This is a genomic window from Pseudobacter ginsenosidimutans (assembly GCF_007970185.1).
Classification (GTDB): Bacteria; Bacteroidota; Bacteroidia; order Chitinophagales; family Chitinophagaceae; genus Pseudobacter; species Pseudobacter ginsenosidimutans.
Map to the genome: position 1 here is coordinate 1,380,784 of NZ_CP042431.1, position 24,746 is coordinate 1,405,529.

23 protein-coding genes are annotated in these 24,746 nt (G+C 46.9%); 12 read left to right on the plus strand and 11 right to left on the minus strand.

What is annotated here, in order from left to right; genetic code table 11:
- Nucleotides 1-268: 268 nt before the first annotated feature.
- Both FSB84_RS05615 and FSB84_RS05620 read right to left on the minus strand, forming a co-directional pair.
- Nucleotides 269-1,243 (minus strand): deoxyhypusine synthase family protein, encoded by a 975-nt coding sequence (locus FSB84_RS05615; protein ID WP_130542499.1) that lies wholly within the window; start codon nucleotides 1,241-1,243, stop codon nucleotides 269-271.
- Nucleotides 1,244-1,378: 135 nt separating this feature from the next.
- Nucleotides 1,379-1,822 carry a hypothetical protein gene (locus FSB84_RS05620; protein WP_130542498.1) on the minus strand — a complete coding sequence of 148 codons (444 nt, stop codon included), beginning with the start codon at nucleotides 1,820-1,822 and terminating at the stop codon, nucleotides 1,379-1,381.
- Nucleotides 1,823-2,237: 415 nt separating this feature from the next.
- Between FSB84_RS05620 and FSB84_RS05625 the strand changes: the two genes are divergently transcribed.
- The 4 genes from FSB84_RS05625 (at nucleotide 2,238) to asnB (ending at nucleotide 5,981) form a co-directional block, all read left to right on the plus strand.
- Complete coding sequence (locus FSB84_RS05625; RefSeq protein WP_130542497.1) at nucleotides 2,238-2,831, plus strand: acyl carrier protein phosphodiesterase; 594 nt, start codon at nucleotides 2,238-2,240, stop codon at nucleotides 2,829-2,831.
- A gap of 71 nt (nucleotides 2,832-2,902) precedes the next feature.
- Complete coding sequence (locus FSB84_RS05630) at nucleotides 2,903-3,490, plus strand: DUF2911 domain-containing protein (protein WP_225979986.1); 588 nt, start codon at nucleotides 2,903-2,905, stop codon at nucleotides 3,488-3,490.
- A 1-nt stretch (nucleotide 3,491) separates the two neighbouring features.
- Nucleotides 3,492-4,127, plus strand: a complete 636-nt coding sequence (locus FSB84_RS05635; protein ID WP_130542495.1) for a DUF2911 domain-containing protein — start codon at nucleotides 3,492-3,494, stop codon at nucleotides 4,125-4,127.
- Between the two features lie 12 nt (nucleotides 4,128-4,139).
- Nucleotides 4,140-5,981 carry an asparagine synthase (glutamine-hydrolyzing) gene (gene asnB, locus FSB84_RS05640; protein WP_130542494.1) on the plus strand — a complete coding sequence of 614 codons (1,842 nt, stop codon included), beginning with the start codon at nucleotides 4,140-4,142 and terminating at the stop codon, nucleotides 5,979-5,981.
- 42 nt (nucleotides 5,982-6,023) lie between these two features.
- Here asnB and FSB84_RS05645 read toward each other — a convergent pair whose 3' ends face one another.
- Nucleotides 6,024-6,464 (minus strand): hypothetical protein, encoded by a 441-nt coding sequence (locus FSB84_RS05645; RefSeq protein WP_130542493.1) that lies wholly within the window; start codon nucleotides 6,462-6,464, stop codon nucleotides 6,024-6,026.
- A gap of 288 nt (nucleotides 6,465-6,752) precedes the next feature.
- Here FSB84_RS05645 and FSB84_RS05650 point away from each other — a divergent pair, with 288 nt between their 5' ends.
- Together FSB84_RS05650 and FSB84_RS05655 are read left to right on the plus strand one after the other, a co-directional pair.
- On the plus strand, nucleotides 6,753-7,895 hold the full coding sequence (locus FSB84_RS05650; protein WP_130542492.1) for a cystathionine gamma-synthase: 1,143 nt from the start codon (nucleotides 6,753-6,755) through the stop codon (nucleotides 7,893-7,895).
- Between the two features lie 2 nt (nucleotides 7,896-7,897).
- Complete coding sequence (locus FSB84_RS05655) at nucleotides 7,898-8,674, plus strand: TIGR02757 family protein (protein WP_130542491.1); 777 nt, start codon at nucleotides 7,898-7,900, stop codon at nucleotides 8,672-8,674.
- On the opposite strand, the gene FSB84_RS05660 is transcribed toward FSB84_RS05655, so the two are convergent.
- A complete protein-coding gene (locus FSB84_RS05660; protein ID WP_130542490.1) occupies nucleotides 8,675-11,401 on the minus strand; it encodes an outer membrane beta-barrel protein in 2,727 nt (908 codons plus the stop codon).
- Nucleotides 11,402-11,502: 101 nt separating this feature from the next.
- On the opposite strand from FSB84_RS05660, the gene FSB84_RS05665 reads away from it, so the two are divergent.
- Nucleotides 11,503-11,826, plus strand: coding sequence for a hypothetical protein (locus FSB84_RS05665; RefSeq protein ID WP_130542489.1), 324 nt, complete (start codon nucleotides 11,503-11,505; stop codon nucleotides 11,824-11,826).
- Nucleotides 11,827-11,846: 20 nt separating this feature from the next.
- The gene (locus FSB84_RS05670; RefSeq protein ID WP_130542488.1) at nucleotides 11,847-12,968 is read left to right on the plus strand and encodes a GNAT family N-acetyltransferase; all 1,122 of its coding nucleotides are present in this window, start codon (nucleotides 11,847-11,849) and stop codon (nucleotides 12,966-12,968) included.
- 2 nt (nucleotides 12,969-12,970) lie between these two features.
- On the opposite strand, the gene FSB84_RS05675 is transcribed toward FSB84_RS05670, so the two are convergent.
- The 4 genes from FSB84_RS05675 to FSB84_RS05690 all read right to left on the minus strand — a co-directional run bounded on the left by FSB84_RS05675 (nucleotide 12,971) and on the right by FSB84_RS05690 (nucleotide 16,949).
- Nucleotides 12,971-13,633 carry a sterol desaturase family protein gene (locus FSB84_RS05675; protein WP_130542487.1) on the minus strand — a complete coding sequence of 221 codons (663 nt, stop codon included), beginning with the start codon at nucleotides 13,631-13,633 and terminating at the stop codon, nucleotides 12,971-12,973.
- Nucleotides 13,634-13,672: 39 nt separating this feature from the next.
- Nucleotides 13,673-14,776 (minus strand): fatty acid desaturase family protein, encoded by a 1,104-nt coding sequence (locus FSB84_RS05680; protein WP_130542486.1) that lies wholly within the window; start codon nucleotides 14,774-14,776, stop codon nucleotides 13,673-13,675.
- A 139-nt stretch (nucleotides 14,777-14,915) separates the two neighbouring features.
- Complete coding sequence (locus FSB84_RS05685) at nucleotides 14,916-15,698, minus strand: polysaccharide deacetylase family protein (RefSeq protein WP_130542485.1); 783 nt, start codon at nucleotides 15,696-15,698, stop codon at nucleotides 14,916-14,918.
- 6 nt (nucleotides 15,699-15,704) lie between these two features.
- On the minus strand, nucleotides 15,705-16,949 hold the full coding sequence (locus FSB84_RS05690) for a serine hydrolase (RefSeq protein ID WP_130542484.1): 1,245 nt from the start codon (nucleotides 16,947-16,949) through the stop codon (nucleotides 15,705-15,707).
- 452 nt (nucleotides 16,950-17,401) lie between these two features.
- Between FSB84_RS05690 and FSB84_RS05695 the strand changes: the two genes are divergently transcribed.
- The 4 genes from FSB84_RS05695 (at nucleotide 17,402) to rhuM (ending at nucleotide 21,565) form a co-directional block, all read left to right on the plus strand.
- A complete protein-coding gene (locus tag FSB84_RS05695) occupies nucleotides 17,402-18,424 on the plus strand; it encodes a fumarylacetoacetate hydrolase family protein (protein WP_130542483.1) in 1,023 nt (340 codons plus the stop codon).
- Between the two features lie 6 nt (nucleotides 18,425-18,430).
- Entirely contained in the window at nucleotides 18,431-19,312 is an 882-nt protein-coding gene (locus FSB84_RS05700; protein ID WP_130542482.1) for a flavin reductase family protein, read from the plus strand.
- A gap of 512 nt (nucleotides 19,313-19,824) precedes the next feature.
- The gene (locus tag FSB84_RS05705) at nucleotides 19,825-20,646 is read left to right on the plus strand and encodes an SDR family oxidoreductase (RefSeq protein ID WP_130542481.1); all 822 of its coding nucleotides are present in this window, start codon (nucleotides 19,825-19,827) and stop codon (nucleotides 20,644-20,646) included.
- Between the two features lie 298 nt (nucleotides 20,647-20,944).
- Nucleotides 20,945-21,565, plus strand: coding sequence for a Fic family protein (gene rhuM / locus FSB84_RS05710; protein ID WP_225979987.1), 621 nt, complete (start codon nucleotides 20,945-20,947; stop codon nucleotides 21,563-21,565).
- Nucleotides 21,566-21,727: 162 nt separating this feature from the next.
- Here rhuM and FSB84_RS05715 read toward each other — a convergent pair whose 3' ends face one another.
- Genes FSB84_RS05715 through FSB84_RS31385 form a run of 3 tightly spaced genes read right to left on the minus strand, consistent with a single transcriptional unit; the run spans nucleotide 21,728 to nucleotide 24,740 of the window.
- Complete coding sequence (locus FSB84_RS05715) at nucleotides 21,728-23,233, minus strand: alkaline phosphatase family protein (RefSeq protein ID WP_130542480.1); 1,506 nt, start codon at nucleotides 23,231-23,233, stop codon at nucleotides 21,728-21,730.
- A 26-nt stretch (nucleotides 23,234-23,259) separates the two neighbouring features.
- Nucleotides 23,260-24,132 (minus strand): SusD/RagB family nutrient-binding outer membrane lipoprotein, encoded by an 873-nt coding sequence (locus FSB84_RS31380; protein ID WP_394367097.1) that lies wholly within the window; start codon nucleotides 24,130-24,132, stop codon nucleotides 23,260-23,262.
- Nucleotides 24,126-24,740 (minus strand): SusD/RagB family nutrient-binding outer membrane lipoprotein, encoded by a 615-nt coding sequence (locus FSB84_RS31385; protein ID WP_262713796.1) that lies wholly within the window; start codon nucleotides 24,738-24,740, stop codon nucleotides 24,126-24,128. The genes FSB84_RS31380 and FSB84_RS31385 overlap by 7 nt, the downstream gene beginning before the upstream one ends.
- Between the last annotated feature and the right edge of the window lie 6 nt (nucleotides 24,741-24,746).

Genomic DNA, 24,746 nt, shown 5'->3' on the forward strand with positions numbered 1-24,746 from the left:
GATATTGGTCGGCGGCGGTGAAACGAACCAGCGCGGGAGGATAATTATTGGGCTTTTGCAGGGAGGATGGGACGGAGGTAATTCTATTGGAGCTTTTTCGCTTACGTTTCAAAGGCCGGCTACCAATATCACCCTTTGTCCTGAGTGGGTGAGATGGCGAGAGAAAAGGTGCATCAGGCTGATGAATTGCAGCAATAAAAAACCGGTCAGCTGATATAACGGATTTGTTTAACCGAAATAATAGCTGACCGGTAATAATAAACTCAGCTTACCAGCCGAGGAGGTAGGCGAATATTAATGGAGCTACGATGGTAGCATCACTTTCAACAATGAATTTGGGCGTATGGATGTCCAGCTTACCCCAGGTGATCTTCTCGTTTGGCACAGCGCCTGAGTAAGATCCGTAAGAGGTGGTGGAATCGGAGATCTGGCAGAAATAGCTCCAGAACGGAACATCATGCCATTCGAGATCCTGGTACATCATGGGCACTACACAGATTGGGAAATCACCTGCAATGCCGCCACCGATCTGGAAGAAGCCAACACCTTTGCCTCCGCTGTTTTGACGGTACCAATCGGCCAGCCAAACCATATACTCGATACCACTCTTCATGGTAGTGGCTTTCACTTCATTCTTGATCACATAAGACGCGAAGATATTGCCCATGGTGCTGTCTTCCCAACCCGGAACAATGATCGGCAGGTTCTTTTCAGCAGCGGCGATCATCCAGCTATCTTTCGGATCGATCTCATATCCTTCTTCCATCACTTTGCTCAGCAGGAGCTTGTACATGAATTCATGGGGGAAATATCTTTCACCTGCAGCATCTGCATCTTTCCATATTTTGGCGATATGTTGCTGGATCTTGCGGAATGCTTCTTCTTCAGGGATACAGGTATCAGTAACGCGATTCAATCCTTTTTCGAGGAGCTCGAACTCCTGCTCGGGAGTAAGATCACGGTAATTGGGAATGCGTTTGTAATGCGAGTGCGCCACGAGGTTCATGATATCCTCTTCGAGGTTGGCGCCTGTGCAACTAATGATCTGCACTTTATCCTGACGGATCATCTCGGCCAGTGAAACACCCAGCTCTGCTGTACTCATGGCGCCGGCGAGCGTCACCATCATTTTTCCTCCTTCCAGTAAATGGGTTTCATAACCTTTAGCAGCATCCACCAGCGCCGCCGCATTGAAGTGACGGTAATGATGCTGGATAAATTGTGAGATAGGTCCTTTACTCATGATCTATTATGATTGGTTTTATGGCGGCAAAGGTAACATAATTGGGAGAATGATGGCCGCCAAAACAAAAGTCCTCCCGCTGATGCGAAAGGACTCATCTTTCCAACTAAAACCAACTAAAACTGAGTTGAGCGCTTAGGAGGCTTTTTGCTTCCTGAACGTTTGCCAGCCCTGCACGCCACTTGATTTCAGAATGATCGTCTGATCGGCACTCTGCAGGGTGATATAGTAATTTGTACTGTCGGCGGCGGAGATCTCAAACAAGTCTGTGATCCAGTATTCCTGGTAATTCCTCTTCAGGTCTGCCAGCAATGTGATTGGCAACTGACCAGACATAATATTCCTTGTTACTGCCACCAGGTTGCCCGTTTCCTGATAGTAAGCGAACAAAACCTGACCGTTCAAACGGAATGTAGCTTTCAGAACGGTTTTACCAACTTCCCAGTTTACATCCTGAGCATCTGCAAATTCTTTGTTGAAAGCGCGGAGAACATTTTCATTTACTTCTTCTCCGTTATGGGCAAAGCTGCTCAAAGCAACCATCATTGTGAATACGCCCATTAAGACTAACTTTTTCATTGTTGAATGATTATATAGATTGATTGTACTGACTATGTTAATTACGTGGATACAGGACTATATTATAAGACGCAGGTTCGGATACTTTGTTACAGGATCGCTCAAAAATGCCCCGGGTAAATTGCTGCACTTGTCCGGATGAGCAACACAAAATTAATCCGTAAAATCAGTGCGCACAGCTAATATTGACCAATGGCAGATTGCCGCGCAAATACAACACTCATCCTACCACGAAATTGTTCCTTTCGAATTTAGAATCCTCCCAAACCAGCACCCACACTCATATTGCTCCGATTCGCCAACTTTCTCCCAATGCGTAGTTAAGCCAACGTTAAATTGGAAGACAGTTACCGTTTATCATTTTGATGGCGCCTCATCGTTTTGGAAAGCCATTCAAAAAATGGTAAATTGTTCTGTGAATTTTTTAGCCCACGCATACCTCTCGTTCGACCGGCCGGATATCCTCGCCGGCAATATGATCAGTGATTTTGTAAAAGGAAAAAAGAAGTTCGGCTATACCACCGGCATCCAAAAAGGCATTGCGCTTCACCGTGATATCGATGCTTTTACAGATGAGCATCCGGCTACCAGGGCAGGAGCCGATCTCTTCAGACCAGTCTACAGATTGTATGGTCCTGCTTTCATTGATGTAACCTTTGATCATTTTCTGGCCAATGATCCCGGCATCTTCACGGAAGAATCGCTTTTCGATTTTTCGCAGCAGGTCTACCAGACTCTGGAAAGGCAATACGCCATCTTTCCTGAAAAATTCCAGGGCATGTTCCCATATATGAAGTCCCAGAACTGGCTCTTCTTTTACAGGCAACGATCCGGCATCGCACGCAGTTTTGAAGGATTGGTGAGAAGATCGGCCTGGCTCACGGATTCCGGACCGGCATTCGAAATCTTCGAATCCCATTACACCCGGCTGCAAGATCTGTACAACCAGTTCTTCCCGGCCCTGAAAGCCTATGCTGCTGGAAGATTGCTGCAACTGGACGGAGAATAAAACTACCCAACCAAATTTCACCCGCCGCTCGTACTTTAGAGAAATAATTTTCCGCCTTTAAACTGTTATTTTTGCGATTCAAATCAATGTTATCAGGTATGAAGTACAGGATGATGATGTTTCTTTTGTGCGCTGGAATTGTAACCGCTTCCGCCCAAACCAGGCCCCCCGCTGTAGACAAGTCGCCCATGGACATGAGCTACTACCCATGTAATTATCCCGTTTTACGCATCCAGAATAAAGTTACCGAACCACTTTGCGCCCGCGTGGTGTACAGCAGGCCTCTGAAGAATGGACGCTCTGTTTTCGGAGAACTGGTGGAATATGGAAAGATCTGGAGGCTCGGCGCCAATGAAGCAACCGAAATTGAACTTTATAAAGATGCAACGGTCAAAGGAAATAAATTGAAGAAAGGAAGGTATACCATGTATGCCATCCCCACTCAGGATAAATGGACCGTTATCTTCAACAGGGAAACCGACATCTGGGGCGCATTCCAGTACGATCAGGCAAAAGACGCACTGCGTGTGGACATTACCCCTGAAAAAACACAGGACCCTGCTGAAGCATTCACGATGGTTTTCGAAAAAGCCAATAGCGGCGCTAATCTCATCGTCATGTGGGATGCCGTGAAAGCTTCCATACCCTTTACATTTTAATATGTTTGCAACCCGTTCTAATATCTTTTTCATTGCCCTGCTTGCCGGCAGCCTCCTTGGCGCTTGTGAAACCAAACAAAGCAAAGGAAGCAATACCGTTACCGTTAATCAGCACCCCGCAGGCAATGCCGCCGACCGTCTTGCTCAGGCAGGACTGGACAAGAGCCCGATGGATATGGCCTATTTCCCGGTTGAATATCCCAAACTGAAAATGGCGCATCCCAACCTTGAGCCGCCCATCGCCAGGGTGATCTTCAGCAGGCCGCAAAAAGGCGGCCGCACCATCTTCGGAGAAGTGGTCAAGTATGGCAGCACCTGGAGAATGGGCGCCAATGAAGCCACTGAGCTCGAATTCTTCAGAGACGTTACAATCAACGGCAAAACCGTGCCCAAAGGCCGTTATGTACTCTATGCCATTCCCTGGGAAAATGAATGGACGATGATCCTCAACAATGACCTCTATACCTGGGGGCTTAAAATAGATTCCACCAAAGACGTTTTCAAATTCAATATTCCCATCGCCAGGACCAACTTCCCTTTCGAAGTGTTCACCATGGAATTCATACCCGTGGAAAAAGGAATGCAACTGGTTATGGAATGGGATAGCGTAAGAGCAATACTGCCTATTAAGTATTAACTTGTTGCCATTATGTGTGGCATCGCAGGCATCTTATCTTCCAATCCTTCGCTGGTAAGCCCCAACAGGCTTCAACTGATGAGCGCTGCCATTGCGCACCGCGGACCTGATGACGCCGATATTCGGCTATATAATAACGGTAGTGCGGGACTGGCTCATCGCCGCCTGGCCATCATCGATCTCAGCCAGGCCGCCGCTCAGCCAATGGAATACCTCCAGCGATACCATATCGTGCACAACGGCGAGATCTACAATTACAGGGAACTCAAACAAACCCTTCAACAGAAAGGCTACCAGTTCTCTTCACATTCCGATACGGAAGTGATCCTCGCCGCATTCGATTGCTATGGCCACCAATGCCTGGAACAATTCGAAGGCATGTTTGCCTTTGCCATCTGGGATAGCAAAGAACAACAACTCTTCGCCGCCAGGGACCGCTTTGGAGAGAAGCCATTCTTTTATTACAAAGACGATGATCAATTTCTTTTCGCCAGTGAAATGAAAGCCCTCTGGGCCGCAGGCGTGGAAAAACAGGTGGACGAACAGATGCTGTACAACTACCTCACACTCGGATACATCCGGCATCCGGGCAATCCCGCCAGGAGCTTCTACAGGAATATTTCACAGCTGCCCGCAAGACACTACCTCGTATACGACCTGCCTTCACAATTACTTTCAATACATCATTACTGGGATATCGATGCAAGGCAAACGGATCATTCCATTACCACTGAAAAAGCGATTGACCGTTTCCGTGAGTTGTTCACACAATCGGTCAGCAACAGGCTGAGAAGCGATGTAACTGTTGGCACTTCTCTCAGCGGCGGGCTGGACAGTTCCTCTGTACTGGCCACTGTTTGTGAGCTCACCAATTCACCCGTACATACTTTCTCCGCTATCTTTCCGGGATTTGCAAGGGACGAATCGAAACATATCAACACTGTAGTTCATCAGCTTGGAGTGGCATCACACGATGTTCAACCATCTGCTGCCAATATGCTGAATGATTTCGGGAAGGTCTGTTATCACCAGGAAACTCCTTTTCAATCTTCAGGCACCATCGCGCAGTTCAGGGTATTCCAGCTGGCGAAACAACATGGGGTTACTGTATTGCTGGATGGACAAGGTGCAGATGAAATTTTAGCCGGCTACCATAAATATTACCAGGGCTTCTGGCAGGAACTGGGAAGGAATAACCGTTCACTGCAGCAACAGGAAATGCAGGCTACAAAAGAACTGGGCATCGCAATTGGTTGGGGATGGAAAGAACAACTCGCAGGCAAATTCCCTTCTTTTGCTTCAGCCTTTCTCATGAGATCAAAAACGAGGAAGCAGCAACATCATCCTGACCTTGCGCCAAACTTTGTTGAAGCCTACGGTCAGTCACATTATGCCCGCCCGCATATCGATTCATTGAATGGTATGCTGTACTATAACAGCTTTCTCAACGGACTGGAAGAACTGCTTCAATATGCAGACCGCAACTCTATGGCGCATGGCTGTGAAGTAAGACTTCCTTTCCTCCATCATCAATTAGTGGAATTTATTTTCAGCCTGCCACCCACACTCAAGATAAGAAATGGCTTTACCAAGTGGATCCTCCGCCAGGCTATGCAATCCAAACTACCCGATTCGATCGTATGGAGAAAAGATAAGACCGGATTTGAAACGCCGCAACAAGAGTGGATGCAGTTACCCGATGTGCAGGATTTTGCGCAGGAGGCAAAGCGGACATTAGTGAACAAAGGCATTCTTCAGCCTGCTGTCTTACATAAAAAAATTCAGCCGCTGGAAATCCATGCGGCTGAAAATTTCGACTGGAGATATCTGGCGGCCGGTACGTTGTTAAGATAGATAGACTTATTCGGCTGAGAGGTACGCACTGGCCAGGCCAGGTTATCCCTTTTTGTATCTCTCGTACACACTGGAGTTGCCTGAGTCGTCAACTTTAATGGTTGTCCACCATTTGGCGTCTTCCATTTTGATGTAGTAATACACTTCACCATTGGCGTTGATCTCGGTTACTCCAAACAATGTCTTTTTGGGATGTGCTTTCTTTACCTGATTGAGGATCCCGATCGGTAACAGGTTAGGCGTATAGTAACGGGTAGAGCCAAGCATATTCCCGTCTTTATCGTAATTCACTTTGGCGCGGATCTTACCACTCACAAAGCTTACGGTGTAATAATTTTCGTATTCCGCCCATTTCACCTCTTCGGCGTTGGCGAATGTTTCATTGAATGATTTCAGCACTTTCTCGTTCGGGTCTGGTGCTGTGAATGCAGAGGCTGCAACTGTGATCAGTGCACTGCACAGGATGAAGAAAACTTTTTTCATGGCTATACTTTTTTATGGGTGAACTATGTTGATCAGATTCACGACTCAAAAATAATAGCATCTATAACCGAAGTCAAGCAAATTGGTACTGGCGGGAGCTACATGATAAGCAATACGAAGTATTTCGCAGATGTACGCAGTGTACGGTTTAGGACGAGAGGCATCAAATGCAGACCCACACAGTGTTTGCAAAATGTTACAGGGTATCCGGGAAAGGCAGGTTAAGCTTCTGTTAAACTGGAAATCCGGCTTTTATTGTGCATCTTTGTAAACCAATTCTGAAAATCTATGAAGCTCGCAACTAAATTCATTCATGCCGGAACTGAACCGGACCCGTCAACCGGCGCCATCATGACGCCCATCTATCAGACCTCCACTTATGTTCAGGAAGCACCCGGCAAAAACAAGGGATATGAGTATGCACGCTCACAGAATCCCACCAGACATGCGCTGGAAGAAGCTCTGGCAGTGATCGAGAATGGAAAGCACGGACTGGCCTTCAGCAGCGGCGTAGCAGCTACCGATGCAGTATTGAAACTGCTGGTGCCCGGCGACGAAGTGGTTGCAGGCAATGATATGTACGGTGGCACTTATCGCCTGTTCACGAAAATTTACGAGAAAGCTGGTATCAAATTCAGCTTCGTGGATATGACAGACACCGCCAATATCAGCAAGGCCATCACTCCAAAAACAAAGCTGATCTGGGTTGAAACGCCTACCAATCCTTTGCTCAACGTTACAGATATCGCCGCAGTGGTGGCTATTGGCAAAGCAGCGAAAGCACTGGTTTGCGTAGACAATACGTTCGCTTCTCCCTATCTGCAGAACCCGCTGGATCTGGGTGCTGATATCGTGTTGCATTCCGCCACCAAGTATCTCGGCGGCCATAGCGATGTGATCCAGGGAGCACTGGTGATGAACGATGACTCCCTGCGCGAGCAACTCTACTTTATCCAAAAGAGCTGCGGAGCTGTGCCAGGGCCGATGGATTGCTTCCTCGTGCTGCGTGGTATCAAAACCCTGCATGTTCGTATGCAGCGTCATTGCGAGAATGGCATCAGGATTGCCAACTTCCTCCGCAATCATTCTAAAGTTGGAAAAGTGTACTGGTGCGGGTTTGAAGATCATCCCGGTTATGCTATCGCCTCCAAACAGATGCGTGGCTTTGGCGGTATGATGAGCTTCACACTGAAAGACGACAGCGTAGCTACCGCTACCAAAGTGTTATCGTCTACCAAACTCTTTTCCCTGGCCGAAAGCCTCGGAGGCGTTGAATCACTCATCAATCACCCCGCATCCATGACGCACGCCAGCATTCCCCGCGAAGAGCGCGTGAAGAACGGCCTGTCTGATTCTCTCATCAGGCTGAGCGTGGGCATCGAAGACGCGGATGATCTCATCGAAGACCTCCGCCAGGCAATTGAAGGATAAACATGACATCCACCGAATCGCTTAAAGCTTTCCTGATAAAGAAAGCGGCTGAATACAATCAGCCTTCTTTCATTAAAGACGACCCGATCTCTATTCCTCACCTGTTCTCCAAACAGCAGGACATAGAGATCGCGGGATTCTTTGCTTCCATCTTTGCCTGGGGTAACCGTACCACTATCATCAAAAAAACCAGAGAGCTGATGGAACTGATGGACATGGCCCCTCACCAGTTCATCCTCGATAGCAGCCCGCAAAAATTACAGCAGCTCACTGCCTTCAAACACCGAACTTTCAACGCCACGGACCTGCTCTACTTCATAGAGTTCCTCCACCAGCATTATCATGCGCACAAAAGCCTGGAAGCCGCCTTCCTCAAAGGCATGAATAAGAAAGATGAAACGATCGAATTTGGCCTGAGAGGATTCTATGATTATTTCTTTTCACTGGAAGATGTGCCTTACAGAACAAGGAAACATATCGCCACACCTGCAAGAGGCTCCACCTGCAAACGCCTCAGCATGTACCTCCGCTGGATGGTGCGCAGAGATAACAAAGGCGTGGATTTCGGCATCTGGAAAAAGATCTCGCCTGCTCAGCTTATCTGCCCCATGGACCTCCATGTGGCGCGGGTGGCCAAAAAGTTCGATCTCCTGCAACGTACTCAAACAGACTGGCTCGCTGCACTTGAGCTCACAAAATGGTTACGCCAGCTCGATCCCGAAGATCCTGCCCGCTTTGATTTCGCTTTATTCGGACTTGGTGTGATGGAGAAATTCTGATCATTCCTTCTTACCTCCAAAACTCTGGAAGGTATAGAGAAAGCTCACCAAATAATATTGTTGCAATACATCCACCTGAACATCCTGGATATAGTTCTGTGAAATAGTCCTGTTCACATTGGTGTTCTGTTTGAGTATATCGTAGATGGCAAACCGAAGTACTCCCCTTTTATTTTTGAACATCTGGTAATTGGCAGCTGCATTCCAGCTGGTAACGCCCTTCCTGAATCCGGGCGCAATGCGGCTGTTGTAGATATAGGAGATATTGTTTTCGATGATCAGCCGCTTCGGCCAGTTGATGAAAAAATCTGTTGAGAGGCTATGTGTAACACTCGATGCGTCCTGGTTCTGCACAACACTGTACTTTGAATCACTGAAGCGGACAGTATAAGCAGGCATCAGGTTGAGCAGGTCCCTGTACGTACCGGTCAGGAACAATCTTGCATTCAATCCGTATGACTTCGATTCCAGATCCTGCTTATCGATCCTGGACATATTCCGGTTGAAAGATCCGCCCAGACTGGAGTTTGCGCGAAAGGTAAAGTCTTTCGATTTCCATGTCTTGCTCACTGTTGCATTTCCTGATGTGGAGTAATTTCCGTTCATGTTCAGTGGCCTGCTTACCTGTCTTCTCAGTTCATCGAAATATGTTTCTGTAATGATCATGTTGGAAGTGGTAGAAAAATTCATGGAAGTATACCAATAGAAAGTGCCTTTGGATTGTCTGACGGATAAACTGAAGTTGTGACTGAAAGCCGGGCGCAGATCGGGATTCCCCATAATGATGTACAACGGATTGCTGTTATCCGGAACAGGTTGCAATTGCTGGGGAGCTGGTTGCTGGTTACTGCCGCTGTAGAAAAATGAAAGCTCACCCGTTTTGTTGAACTGCCAGGCGATGCTGGCTGTGGGGAAGATATTGGTGAATCGCTGGTCCATATCCTCCTGTATCCGCGATGTATTTTTTTGGCGCATCCATTGCATGCCAAACCCTGCATTGATCCTGTATTTGTTGTTCTTCGAGTAGTTCAGGCTCACATCGGGATTGCTTACAACTGAACGATTGGTGAAGGCATCGGTCAATGCAGAATCAATGATATCGTACTCCTTGGTTCCATCGTTGAAGCGGCCGGTATTCTTGTCAGAGTTTCCGTCAGTAACCCGGTAATTGTACCGGAACAGGATGCTCAGATCCTTTGCTACCGGTTCTGTATAACCGATAGAAAAACCATAATTCCTGTTATCGCTGGAAAGCACGCTACGCTGGTTCAGCAGGCTGGAAGAATCCGCCCCATCCTGTTTCAGCAACCAGATATTTCCCTTGTTGAGGTCATTCGTATTGGAATTATTCGATCCGTAATTCAGGTTCAGGGACAGGCTTCTCCCTTCTTTTTTGAATCTTCTTCCGATAAAGAATTCTGCAACCAAATCATTGCCATCATTTGTTCCGCTCAATTCATTGAAACTTGTATTGAGCAGGGTGCCTGTTCTTCCTTTTGAGCTGGCATCATTCACGGAGCCGGAGTATCCCTTCATTTTTCCGTATGCTCCATTCAGGTAAAGACTGGTCATTGAATCCGGCCTGTAATCGATGCTCACATTGAGACGATGATTGTTATTGGTACTGGAATTGGTATTGAGGGAATGATAGTCATAAATACTGAGATCATCTTCAGCCAGGATGTATTGTCTTTGCGTACGTGTGTTGTTCTCGAAAAAATTCCTGTTGTAGAAATAGCTGCTGGCCAAAGTGAGTTTCTTGCTGAACACATTGCTGAAATTAAGTCCTCCTGTTTTTGTATCGGTGAAGCCCGAGCCGCCTCCGCCGAGGCTGCTCTGTGCATTGCTGATTCCGAAGCTGCCCATGCCGGCGCTGGAGCGGTTGGTATTGTTGGCAGTGGCGATAATGCTTACCTGTTTCTCACTGTTGAACATATTCATATTGCCTCCGGCATCATAGCGGTCTTCAGAGCCGTATCCACCATAAGCGCGGCCGAACCATCCCTGGTTCTGGTCTTTTTTCAAAGTGAGGTTCAGTACTTTGTTTTCGTCGCCGGTGGTGGTTTTATTGAACTGCGCCTGCCTGGTTTTATTGTCAGTGACCTGTATCTTATCGATGATACTTCTTGGAAGATTTTTCAGGGCCATTTGCGGATCATTGCCGAAGAAATCTTTTCCATCGATGGTGATCTTTTCTATTTTTCTGCCATTCATGGTGAGGTTGCCGTCTTTGTCCACATCGATGCCTGGCAACTGTTTCACCAGATCTTCCAGCACGGCGTTGGGCATGGTTTTAAAGGCGCCGGCATTGAATTCGACCGTATCTTTTTTGATCACCATGGGAGGCCGCAGTCCAACCACCATCACTTCTTCCAGTTCTTTCACGGCCTTGCCTAAACGAATTGGAGGCAGCGTGGTGTCTGCTTTGTCTTCAGCAATGGAGAAAGGCCGGGTATAGCTCTTGAGGCCATTGTAGGAGATGAGTAACTGGCAGGGTTTGCCGATTGGCACGTCCTTTACCTGGAACTGTCCTTTCCGGTTGGTGAGCACGTAATTGATGAGGGAGGAATCCTGGAGCAGGAATACAGAAATGGTAGCAGCCTCCACCGGTTGGCGGCTGGCAGAATCCAGCACTGTTCCATTCACCACGCCGTACTTTGTACGTTGTGCCTGGAGAACGCCGGCCGAAAACAATAAAACTGCAATAAGCAACGCACTTAGCCGCATAACCGGATAAGGATATTTATTGCAGAGGATCTAAGAAATAAGGTTCATTACCAGCATGCTGGTATATCGTACATTTATGTCGGGATTATAAATTTAATCATTTGAGCGTACATAAAAACATAATGTTTGTGCAGGAAACCCTGCGCCCATTTTTTGATCTGCCGGAAGGAAACCAGGAAGAATTCGAACGTTTTCTGGCAGCCAGAATAAACTACCTGGTGGGTAATGATTTTCCCTCACTGGTAAACATTTTGTACAGGATAGATGTTAGCGAGCTGAAAGTAAAACAAGTTTTGAAAGATCATCCGGATGCCGATGCAGGCTCGCTGATTGCGGCATTGATCATTGAAAGGATGCTGGCCAAGGCTCAAAGCCGTGACAATTTCAGGCCAAACTCTCCTATTCCGGATGACGAGAAATGGTGAAATTAAGCTAAGTTCGCAGCATGAACGTCATAGAGGTAAATGACTCCCTTTCTGCGAGGGAGTTTATTGAATTCCCGGGGAAATTATACAGGACCGACTCTAATTGGATCAGCCCGCTTCACAACGATGTTGAGGCAGTTTTTGATCCAAACAGGAATGTATTTTTCTCACATGGCGTTTGTACCCGCTGGCTGCTCAAAAACAGTCAGGGCGAAACTATCGGCCGCATTGCCGCATTCGTGAATGAAGAAAAAGCACACAAGAACCAGCAGCCCACCGGTGGTGTCGGTTTTTTCGAATGCATCAACGACCAGAAAGCGGCTTTCCTCCTCTTCGATACCGCCAAAGAATGGCTCAGAAAGCACGGCATGCAAGCCATGGACGGCCCCATCAATTTTGGTGAGAACGACAAATTCTGGGGACTGCTCATTGAAGGATTTAAGCCACCCAGCCTGGGCATGAACTACAATCCTTCCTACTACATCGATTTCTTCGAAGCCTATGGCTTCAAAAAACAATACGACCAGTTCACCAATTTCCTGGATGCCACCATTCCCTTGCCGGAAAGGTTCACCAAAATTGCCGACTGGGTAATGAAAAAACCCGGCTACAGTTTCAAACATTTCGATAAACGCCAGTTCGATAAATTCGCCGCAGATTTCCAGGAGATCTACAACAATGCCTGGAGCGATTTCGAGAATTTCACGCCGATTGAGATGGGCACCATCAAGGAAAGTTTCCGTCAAATGCAGGCCATCATGGATGAGAAGATCATCTGGTTCGCTTATTACCGCGATGAACCGATTGCTTTTGTACTCTGTCTTCCTGATGTGAACCAGATCCTCCGTCATGTGAACGGCAAACTCAATCTCTGGGGAAAGCTTAAATTCCTCTGGTACAAGAAACGTACAACCATCGACAGGCTCCGCATCATCATCATGGGATGCAAGAAGAAATACCAGAATCACGGTATCGAATCAGCGCTGATCCGCTGCCTCCAGCTGGAAGTATTACCACGCAATACCATCAAGGGTGTAGAACTGGCCTGGGTAGGCGACTTCAATGATAAGATGATGAGCATCCATGAAGCCACAGGCGCTAAAAGAGATAAGATCCACAGGACCTACCGCGTTGTTTTTTGATTTTATTTCTGGTACATCAGTTCCTTCACCTTCTCTTTGTCTTCCTTTTCTTTCTTCAGGTCGAACATGGTACCGAATACCCTGTCCCAGATAGTAGTGCTAACGCCATAACCTTTGCCTTCATCTTTGTAATGATGCAGGTGGTGATTGCGCCATAATGGTTTCATCCATTTGAAGGGAGGATTCCAGGCATGAATGGCATAGTGCATGCTTCCATACATCAGGTAGCCGAGAATGAAACCGGGGAAGAACATGAAAGCATTGCCGCGCATCAGGAGATACATGATTCCAAAGATAGTACCGGAGATCAGCAGGCTGGGGATTGGCGGCATGAACAGCCTTTCCCTGTCGCGGGGAAAATGATGGTGATTACCATGCATCACGTAGATGATCTTCTGTGCACGCGGACTTTCAGCTATCATGTGAAAGATCCAGCGGTGCATTATATATTCAAAGAAGGTCCAGAAAAACATTCCGGCAATATAAATAGCTGCAATTCTCCATCCGGAATAGCCGAGCTTCGCGGCAGCATACCAGGGCATTCCCACAAAAACAGGCAGATACATTCCCCAGATCACGAGCGGGTGCGTTTTCGTGAGCATCTCCAGATAACGGTTCTTGAATAACTGTGCCTGTCCCTTGTTATGGATCTTTTCAAATTTCATAATACCCGGGTTTATACAAAAATAATACAAGATTTGCGCCTACATCGTTTCTTCAAAGATATTTTCAGTTGCACCGTTCTGTTTGAGTAACCTGAAATGGTTGCTCAGGCTTACTCTCAGGGAGTACTGCCTGTAAGGCAGGCCGTATTGCCGCGCATACTGCTGCAGCAATCCTGTGATCTCCGGGTAATACACATGGTTCACATTGGGGAACAAATGATGCACTACATGGAAGTTGAATGAGCCCATGAAAAACCGGGTGAACCAGTTGTCGTGGCTCACATCATTGGTAGTGGTAAGCATATGCATCATCCAGTTATGCGGTAATTTGTTTAGTTCGTCGGGCACCGGAAACTCCGAATCGGTATTCGCGTGCGGGCTCAGTAATACCATCAGTGAGAAGATACTGGCTGTGAATAGCATCAACAGGAATCCTGTGATGATCTTCAACCAGACTACCGACAATACCCAGTGTGGAATCACCAGCAGGTAGAACAGAAATGCCGCTTTGAAAACAAAGAGCTTCATATATTCCTTCCGTGGTATGTTCACCAATTTCCAAATGGTCTTGCGTTTGTTGAAGAAATCCTTGAAATCCCGCAACAGCAGCCAGTTGAAGAGATACAGCGGATACAACAACGGCAGGTAGATATGCTGGTATTTGTGGAAGGGCGACACCTTACCTGTTGGAAAGATCCTGGCAAGACTGCTTTGCTCAATATCCGTATCCCAACCTTCCACGTTTGGATAATTGTGGTGGAACCTTACATGACGTAAGCGCCACACATAACTGTTTGCACCCATCAGATCAAAAAAGTAGACGTAGATTTCATTGGCCCATTTTTGGTTGAAGATCGTTCCGTGAACGGCATCGTGAATGGTATTGAGAAAGATCATTACCAGTGTTACGCCCAACAGGAGATAGCTGGCAAAAAAAATGTAATCATTTCCTCCCCATAACAACAATGATGTATAGGTGGCTATGTACAATAGCGGAAACAATAATGCTTTAAAAACAATATTCTTCCTGCGGGATGGCTCCAATTTGGTAATAAGCTCATTTACATCCTTGCGCAGCTTTTGAAATGCGGCTTCTGCCGCGGGTTCACTCTTGGTAAACTGTGGTTTGGTTGCCTTCTCCATAACAAAAGGATTTCTGTTACGTATGGTATCGGTCGAGAAGGGGTATGGGTTATAACCAGAAAGTAATTCTATTGTTCAACAAGGAACAGGTTTTTTTGTTCATTGTTGGAACATCCTGACAAAGTTATTCCAGAATTTCTTACAGCCCGGGTTGGGGAAAGTTCAATTGATCCACACTAACCAGCTCATATCCTTTAGCCTTCAGAAACTGCAGCAGTTCCGGGAGGCGCCGGTAGAGCTTATCGGTTCGTTTAGGGTCGGTTCCGAAATGAAGGAGCAGCAGAAATCCGTTAAGCCCTGCAGGCCGCTGTGATTCATATTGCCAGACAGATTGCAGGATGTCTTCGCTGCTTCTGTAATTCTTCATATCGGGCGTTGTATAATCTGCATTGCTGAGGGTACCGCCGGTGAAATTGATCAGCTGCAGGTTTTCTGCTGCAGTCCACCGGGCAATCTCTTTATTGTACCATTCGTAGGGAGGCAGAAAGAAATGCGCATCACTTTTGCTGATGCCGAATTTTTTCATGGCTGCATAATTCTTACGCAGGTCCTTCCGGAACTGCTGCTGTGTTACCAGTGTACTGTCTCTTTTCTTCCAATCACAATATAGCAGGTGTTGGTCACTGTGAGGTCCCAGATAATGACCATCTGCTTTAAGCTGTGCTATTTTTTTGGTGAACGTCTTATTCCTGTAGAACCTGCCGGTGAAAAAGAAAGATGCTTTTACTCCCTCTTTCTTCAACGCATCGGTAATGATATCCGCACCGTCACCAAATTCATCTGCCGTAAATACGATGGCAATCTTTTTCTGTGTTGTATCTGCACGCACAATGGCGCCATGCACAATTTGCTGCGCTACTGAAGTCAGGCTCATCGTCAGCATCAACGCCAGGGAAACGAGGGAAAAGCGGAAGATCATCATGCGAAATTATTTATACTGCAATTGAAATGCCTTCAGGTCAGGTGCAAAGGTACGTTGACGTTGCAGTTCATAGTTATAAATGATGCTGCCCATTTCCCTGAACCAGGGATAGCCTGTTTGTTCGTATTCGTACCTGTCATCGTTGAGGATACCGTCTTTGTTGGTATAGATGGTGCCACTGAGCATGAACTCAATATTGTTTTTGAAATCCACGATATAACATACATCCGTAAGAAAGCCGTATGACCAGCCGGTTTTGTTGAATGACCGGATATACGGAGGTATCTTGCCCCTGCCGGCTTTGAAGAAAAAGAATTTGGTGTAACTGTCGAAGTACTCAGAACTATCGTAAGAGGGATAAGCGCTTTCCGAAGGATGCTCGCTCATGTATTGATAGAGGAAGCTGTAATCCTCCGGTGTAAGTTTGAATCTTTTGGAGCGCGGTGCAGCTTCCGGGAAAATAACAGACTGCATGATCTGCTGCAAATATTCCAACGGAAAATTATTGTGGGTGGTGAAATCCATCGGAGATCGTATCAGGCTGTCTTCACGATTGTAATGCGCATTCCCTACAAATATCTTTTTACTGAAATCGAAATTCTTTCTAAAATAGGCCGGCGGCTGGATGAAGAGCAGATCTCCATTCCTCTTGAATCGGATGGGATTGGTATGACGGTTCTGGTCTTCGGTCATGGTTACAAAACGGCGCGTGATGCGGGCTTGCCTGTATCCCATTTTCCAGAGCCGTTCATTGAGCATTTGTTGTCCTACGAATTCATAGAGCCTGTTGTAGGCATCGTTATCACTTACCAGGAAGATCTTTTTTACATAATGTGCAACAGAGGGCATTCCATCTTCCGAAGTACTGTCCCACACCACGCGCGTCTGCCGGTCGTATGAGCTATCGGTAAGCATGGTGGAATATTTGTCCACTCCATATTTACTGAGTGTATTGATCTTTTCGAGGGCCAGCAGTGCAGTGGGCAGCTTTACCATGCTTGCCGGGTTGAAGTACCGGTTCTTGTTTACATGCAGGTAGTAATTCCTGAATTGCGGTTTATTGTTCTTGTCCCGGTTGATCTGTGTATAGATGAACTGATATTGAAAAGTATCCGGCTGATTGAGTACATCCTTGAGGAATGGTGAAGCCTGGGACCGGATCAGTGAATCCAGCCAGGGATCGGTCTTTTCCTGTGCGAGCGTAGTTACGGCGGTGAGAATGAACAATAAGGCAGCAATAGAATTTTTCATGCCTAAAAGGTACGAACAAACTCAATTTGCCGCTTATGCGTTTTTCTGCGGGCAATCAACTCACAGCCTGGTCAGCCACCACTTCTTTTGTATGATCGTTTTTGGGATAGTCGTCACTCTGTTGTCCTGTTGCGCTGTTGATTTCCGCCTTTTCCATTCCCCTATCATACCGGCCATGAAAACGTTCATTTTTGTTTTCATGCCTGACAAGATCTTTGCTTCGCCTTTCATCATTGCATCGTACCCATCCTTTGCAACTTCTTCCGGCGATGCCAGTTCTTTTTCTTTGTAGGTAACGGCAGCGGTTTCGGTTTTCCGTATTTATTGTTGCCATAACAGGGTGCATTTGGTTATTATGTAAAAGGGTTTAAAAATGATGCCAGCGGCAGACCGCCACTGGTCGTGATTACAAACGATTGTTCTATCTTGCAGGCCTCAATAAATTGCTTTATATGAAACTGGTTTCCTACCTGTTCAATGAGCAGGACAGACTTGCGATGTACGTAGACGGTATACTATATGACCTGGAAGAGTTGCACCCGGACCTGCCGCAGAGCATGGCCATGTTCCTGCATTACTGGGATGATGCCTATCCAATGGCGCTGAAAGTGGAAAAGAATATCAAGGATGGCAAAGTATCTCCCTCCAAAGGATTCGATTACAAATCTGCTCATATCCTGGCTCCTGTGCCCAATCCGCCCAGTTGCCGCGACGGATATGCATTCCGTCAGCACGTTGCCGCAGCGCGCCGCAACCGTAAAGTGCCGATGATCGAAGAGTTTGACCAGTATCCCATCATATACATGACCAATCACCTCAGCATCCAGGGCCCCGGTGATGTGCATTGCATGCCCGATCATTTCGAGAAGCTGGACTTTGAGCTGGAAGCCGCCATCGTGATCAGCAAACCCGGCCGCAATATCCGCGCTGCCGAAGCCGATCAGTACATTGCCGGTCTCATGATCATGAACGATATGAGCGCTCGCAGACTGCAGATGGAAGAGATGCTCCTCAACCTCGGGCCCTGCAAAGGCAAAGACTTTTCCACCGTGATCGGACCCTGGCTGGTAACACTGGATGAGCTGGAACAATTTGAGATCCCTGCCAAAGAAAATCATACAGGCAAGTGCTGGAACCTTCGCATGCAATGCCGCGTAAATGGTGTACAGGTGAGCGATGGCAATATCGGTGATATGGACTGGACCTTTGCCGAGATCATCGAAAGAGCTTCCTACGGCGTTACCCTGCATGCAGGTGATGTGATCGGAAGTGGCACCGTAGGCACCGGCTGCTTCCTGGAACTCAATGGTACCGGTAAACTCAACGATCCCAATTACCAGGAGCAATGGTTACAGGAAGGCGATGTGGTGGAAATGGAGATCGATGGACTGGGCATCCTCAGCAATACCATCGTACGCGAAGACGACAACTTCTCCATCCTGGCACAAAAGAAAAATGTAACGAAGGCAAACTAACGCGATATGATCATCGATCTCAAGAATATCTCTACTGTTGAAAGACAGAATTACCTGCAACACGCTATCGCGCCAAGACCGATCTGTTTCGCCAGCACTATCGGTGCAGATGGACAGGTGAACCTGAGCCCCTTCAGTTTTTTCAATCTCTTCTCTTCCAATCCCCCGGTGGTGATCTTTTCACCGGCACGCCGTGTGCGCGACAATACCACCAAGCACACACTGCAAAATGTATTGGAAGTTCCGGAAGTGGTGATCAATATCGTGGACTACGATATGGTGCAGCAGACCAGCCTCGCCAGTTGCGAGTTTCCCCGAAACATCAATGAGTTTGGCCCTTCCGGCTTTACGCCCGAACCTGCCACTCTCGTAAAACCTCCGATGGTGAAGGAAAGTAAAGTGAAGATGGAATGCCATGTAATGGAGATCAAACCGCTCGGTACGGAAGGCGGCGCCGGCAATCTCGTGATCTGCGAAGTGCTGCGCATGCATATCCACGATAGTATCCTCAACGAAAAGAATTTCATCGACCAGCGCAAGCTGCACCATGTGGCCCGCCTTGGCGGCGACTGGTACTGCAAAGTGGATGAAAGCAATCTTTTCCAGGTGGAAAAGCCGAATGTAAAACTGGGGATCGGTATCGATGCCTTACCTGCGCATATCCGCAGCAGTAAGATCCTGAATGGTAATAACCTGGGACAACTCGGCAATGTGCATGAAATGCCCATCATCGATCCATCTTTCCATGATGATACCCTGAAGAATATTTTCCAGTATTATTCCGTGAACCCGGATGAGATGGAAAAAGAACTGCATACCTACGCCAAACAACTCCTGGACCAGGGCAAAGTGCAGGACGCCTGGCAGATCCTCCTCGCTACCAATTAAGCATTGACATAAAAAAACAGTCCTGAAGGAACTTCGGGACTGTTTAAAATTTCTTTGTACGAAACCTTACCAACAGTACAGGGTCATCAATAGGTACAAATTTTACAAGTCGTTTCTTAGGATACTTGGATCAGCGGGCTATTGGATTTCGAGTGTTCTATTGACTGAACCGGGACGATAATCTGGTTGTTCGGACATTGGTTCTCTAATTCCCCGTTGGTTAGGCGGGTTTGGTTTTTTCGTCAGGATGTTGGACTTCGGTCGCTCGGTCGGTTTTTCGCTTTGGATATTGGCGTCCTTGTTTCAATCAATCAACAGTACAAACATAAAATCAAACGCTTCCGTTTGCAAGAGCATATTTGCTTTATTTTAAGAATTCAGTATTTACAGCAGCTATCGTAATTCTACTTTTCCGTATTTTAGTACAACTACCCAATCTTTCCCTGGCCATGATAAAGCGTATATATTTATAGTTGTAATCAACAGTTGTACATTTTTAAACATCTTGTCATATGTTGCTGGAAAACAAAACAGTGCTGATAACGGGCGGAAGCCGTGGCATCGGAAAATCCATAGCCATTCGGCTGGCAAAGGAAGGAGCCAATATTGCGATCGTTGGAAAGACCACTGAGCCACATCCCAAACTGGAGGGAACCATCTTTACTGCTGCGGAAGAAATTGCGGCTGCAGGTAAGGGTAATGTGCTGCCGCTTGCAGGGGATGTAAGGAGTGAAGAGAGCATCCAGCAAGTGGTAAATGACACGGTAGCAAAGTTTGGCGGCATAGACATTCTCGTGAATAATGCAAGCGCCATCAATCTTTCCTCCACCGAACAACTGGAACCCAAGCGCTGGGACCTGATGCATGGTATCAATGTCCGCGGCACTTTCTTCATGAGCCAGGCCTGCATCCCGCATTTGAAAAAAGCGATTAACCCGCATATCCTCAATCTTTCCCCGCCCCTCAATATGGACCCCAACTGGTTTTCCAAACACCTGGCCTATACCATGAGCAAATATGGAATGAGCATGGTGATACTGGGACTGGCGGAGGAACTGAAGCCGCATCGTATTGCCGCCAATGCGCTCTGGCCTGCCACCACCATTGCCACTGCTGCAGTACAGAATTTATTAGGTGGCGATTTCCTGATCCAACGTAGCCGTACACCCGAAATAGTGGCCGAAGCAGCGCTTCATATTCTCAAGCAGCCATCTTTTGAATGCACCGGTAATTTCTTCACAGATGAAGAAGTGCTGAAAAAAGAAGGGATCACTGATTTCAGCAAGTATGCAGTGAACCCGGATCAGAAACTGATGCCGGACCTGTTCCTGTAAAAGATAATCTGAAGAGCCTATAAGCTGTGTAGCTATGGAAGACAGGAAAATCCTTATATACGATACTCCCGATGGGGAAACGTCCATTGAAGTGATTTTGGAAGAAGATACAGTTTGGCTAACGCAGGCCCAAATATTTGATTTATTTGGTTCAAGTTAGGCAAACATAAGCGAGCACATCAAAAACATATTAATTTCTAACGAGTTAGACGAAAAAGCAACTGTTCGGAAAACCCGAACAGTTCGACAAGAGGGGAAAAGAAAAGTCAATAGAAATCTGGAATAGTTTAATCTGGATATGATTATTTCTATTGGCTATAGAGTGAATTCCAAGCGAGGTACTCAATTCCGCATTTGGGCGAATAATGTTTTAAGAGAGTTTCTGACGAAGGGATTTGCATTGAACGAAAGAGCTTTGCAAGAAAAAGCAATTCAATTGGATACTCTGAAACAGACTGTCCGGTTACTCAGCAACGTAATTGAGTCAAATCCATTAAATTCTGATGAAGCAAACGGACTACTGAAGGTTTTAACGGACTATACTTATGCTTTAGACGTCCTGGATAAATATGACCACCGGAAGCTAACAATTGTAGCAGCCCATCAAAAGCCTTCTTTTTTTGCTACTTACCAGGAAGCCATTAATGCAATACAAGGGTTAAAAGAAAAATTCGGAGGAAGCACATTATTTGGAAATGAAAAAGACGAATCTTTCAAAAGCTCTATCGCAACAATCTATCAATCTTTTGGAGGCAAAGAGTTATATCCTGGTGTTGAGGAAAAAGCAGCAAACCTACTCTACTTCATTGTGAAAAATCACTCCTTTTCTGATGGAAACAAACGGATTGCTGCTTTTCTGTTCGTTTGGTTCCCCGAAAAAATGCATTGCTCTACAAAAACGATGGAACAAAACGCATAGCTGACATTATGACTCAGGTTGTAGTTAACCTGATCAATGGGTATAATTAGGTAAATGAATACGGATGCAGGTTTTCACACTATACACTAATCATACAGGTTGGAATAAATAAAATCCTGGTAGAGCCGCCAGACATATGCGTTCCGGCGGCTCTCCGGACATTTACTTCCTTTCTGTTTTTGCTCCATCCACATATTGATACTCGCCCAACAAAGTGCGCGTAAGCGTTACTTTGTATTTTCCGCCCGGATAATCAGTTGAAGTCTCAATCGTTTCCTTCTTCGCTGCTTTGAGCGCGTTAGCCGCAGGCTTTTGCAGCAGCTCATTCATCACTCTTCCATTCATCGCCGCGGGCACAGGAATGTTCAGTATATGCAGCACCGTTGGCGCCAGATCCACATTGGAAGTGGGCAGCTCCGTTTCAAAACCTTTTTTGAAAGCAGGTCCCGAAACGATCAATGGAATATGCACATCCCAGGGACTGAGCGTGCCATGGCCGGCAACACCCGGCAGATAACTGGCACCTGCATAACCTGCGCTGTTCACCCTGTCGTCCCAGTTGGCATCCACCAGTATGTCCGCGGCCCGGGCATGGTTCCAGTGAATGGTTTCAAAGCTCAGCGTTCCTGGTACAAATCCTTGCTGATCGCCGGGTTTGGCAGCCTTTGTGAAAATGGCGCCTACAAATTCCAGAGGTTGCAGCATGGCCACGATCTTTCTGATGGTTTCAGGGTTTTGATCTTTCAGATAAATAGCGCCTCCGGCAGTTACAATATCTTCAGAGGTTTCGCTCTGCTTGAAGCCATTCTCGATGAGGAGCTGGTTCAGGCTTTTCTTTCCCTGCCCTACATGGGTCATAAAACCATGATCCGTTGAAATGAGAATATTGTAAAAAGATGTGAGACCTTTTTCCCTGAGTGTGCTCACGATCCGGCCAAACTGTTCATCCACTGCTTTGATGCTGGCCACTGCTTCGGGAGAACCAATGCCTTTGGCATGTGCTGTTCCATCTGGATCGGAGAACCAGATAGCGCTAACTAATGGCCCATTCGGCGCAAATCCATAGCGGATAAGCGCATCCGTTACCCATTTATGTTTGCCGCCGGGCTCAACCGGACCGAGATCACGGAAGATGCTGTCTTTGATACTTGTTGGCAGGATCATTGCCGGGTTGATGATCGCACCGCCGCTGATGGTGTGGTTTTGCAGGTATGCCTGGCCGGTAGACCCTGAACTGAATACCATCATACGCTTTCCGATAGATTGCATGATCTCACCCAGTGAAACGGTGGTGAGCAGTTTGCCTTGTGTAGCTTCTGTGATCTTCATCAGGTCTTCTGCTTCGCCTGTGTTGAGACTTTTTGAAGGACTTACCTGCGGAAAGAAAACTGAATTCCCCATGAGGCCATGTGTTACCGGATAGCTACCGGTGGAATAAGAAGCGGAATTCACTCTTGTTACTGTTGGAAACACACTGTGGTGGCTCTTTCCATAAGCACCCTGCTTTTTGAAAGCATAGAGATTGGGCATCAGTTCTGGAGTGATGTAATCGGGCCTGAGCCCGTCAAAGAACACGATCAGGGTACGCGTCTCTTTAGTTGACTGTGCAGCTGCTACCTTCAACAGGAAGCAGGAAGCCAGTATCAGGATCCATTGTTTCTTTATCATTATGCTGTGTGTTTGAATTCAGGAAATTATTTGTCCCACCATACTTTGATATTGCTGTTATCGCCTCCCATTTCTTTTACGGCATCGGCCAGGTTAGTTGGATTGAGCGATTGCAGGTAGGTAGGATACGGAACCCGCACAGGGAACTGATTCTCGGCCGGAATACCCGATCCTCTTGGCAATACAGGATAACCCGTTCTTCTTTTCTCGAACCAGGATTGATAGTCTACAAAGAAGTAAGCGAAATATTTCTGTAACATGATCTGCTCCAGCTGCTGATCAAATGAGCCGCTTTCGTTGTACAGCACGCCGGGCCTGCTGGTGAAATCAGAGGGCATCGTTACACCCCATTGGGTCATGGAAGCCAGGATGCCTTTTTCGTAATGTTGTTTCGGCGTACTACCGGTGTTGAATCCACGAAGAGCCAGTTCTGCTTTGATGAATTCCATTTCTGCATAGGTCATCATCACGCCAAGCCCCTGATAGGTCTTCAAAGCGTCCGGGTAGCTGGAATTGGCTCCCACGGCGTATTCAACAGAAGTAGGATAGCCGCTCTCGATGCCACTGAAAGTATCTATATTATTCTTCTTCACTTTCAGTGCCCATACAGACCTGCGCGGGTCCTGGTCTGTATTCAGCCTGTCCAGGAAGAACCTGGTGAAGTAAGCTCCATCGCGCCATTCCAGTTGGCGGGTATTATAGAAAGGGTTGAAGTAAGGAAAGGTGCCGGGATATTTGAAGATGGCTTCATCATCATTGCTGGTGAATACTGGTCTGTTGGCAGGATCAGTAAGGATGGCGTTGATCTGTTCAGCAATATTAAGTTCACCATCGCGCTTGAGCAAACGCAGCAACAGCCGAAGTTTGAGTGAGTTGGAAAATTTCTTCCATTTCAGGATCGCGGCCCCGGGTCCTTATTGGTGGCATTGGCATTGTACAGCATATCACCTCCATAGGTAAGCGCTTTTGGAACGAAGGAAGCGCTTGCTTTATCCAGGTCAGCCAGCAATTGCGGATAGATAGCGGATTGCTTATCGAATTTTGCAAGGAAATTGCCGGAAGCTCCTTTTGTAGCTTCTGAGTAGGGCACATCTCCATAAAGGTCTGTGAGGATAGAATAAGCCCAGCTTTTGTACACAAGCGCAATGCCTTTGTAGTTGGGCTCATTCAAACTATCTGCACTGTAAGAAATGTCTTCGATATCCGTCATGTAGCGGTAGAAATTGCTCCATACTGCAGCGCCCGGTTCCACAACATATCTGTGGAGCCCTGCGCCATTGTTACTGCTCCTTGGCGCATCCACCTGCATCAGCTGGTGCGTGAAGAACCGGCCTTCATTGATTGTAGTATTAACGATCCTGTATTCCAGTTGGCCAAGCATTACACCTGGTGTACTCTCTTTCGGCCTGTTGGGATCAGTATTCAGTTCTTCGAAATTCTTTGTGCAACCGGTCACCAGCAGCATTACGGTAACACAAAGGGTCATTATATGTTTATGCCAGTTCATACAAAT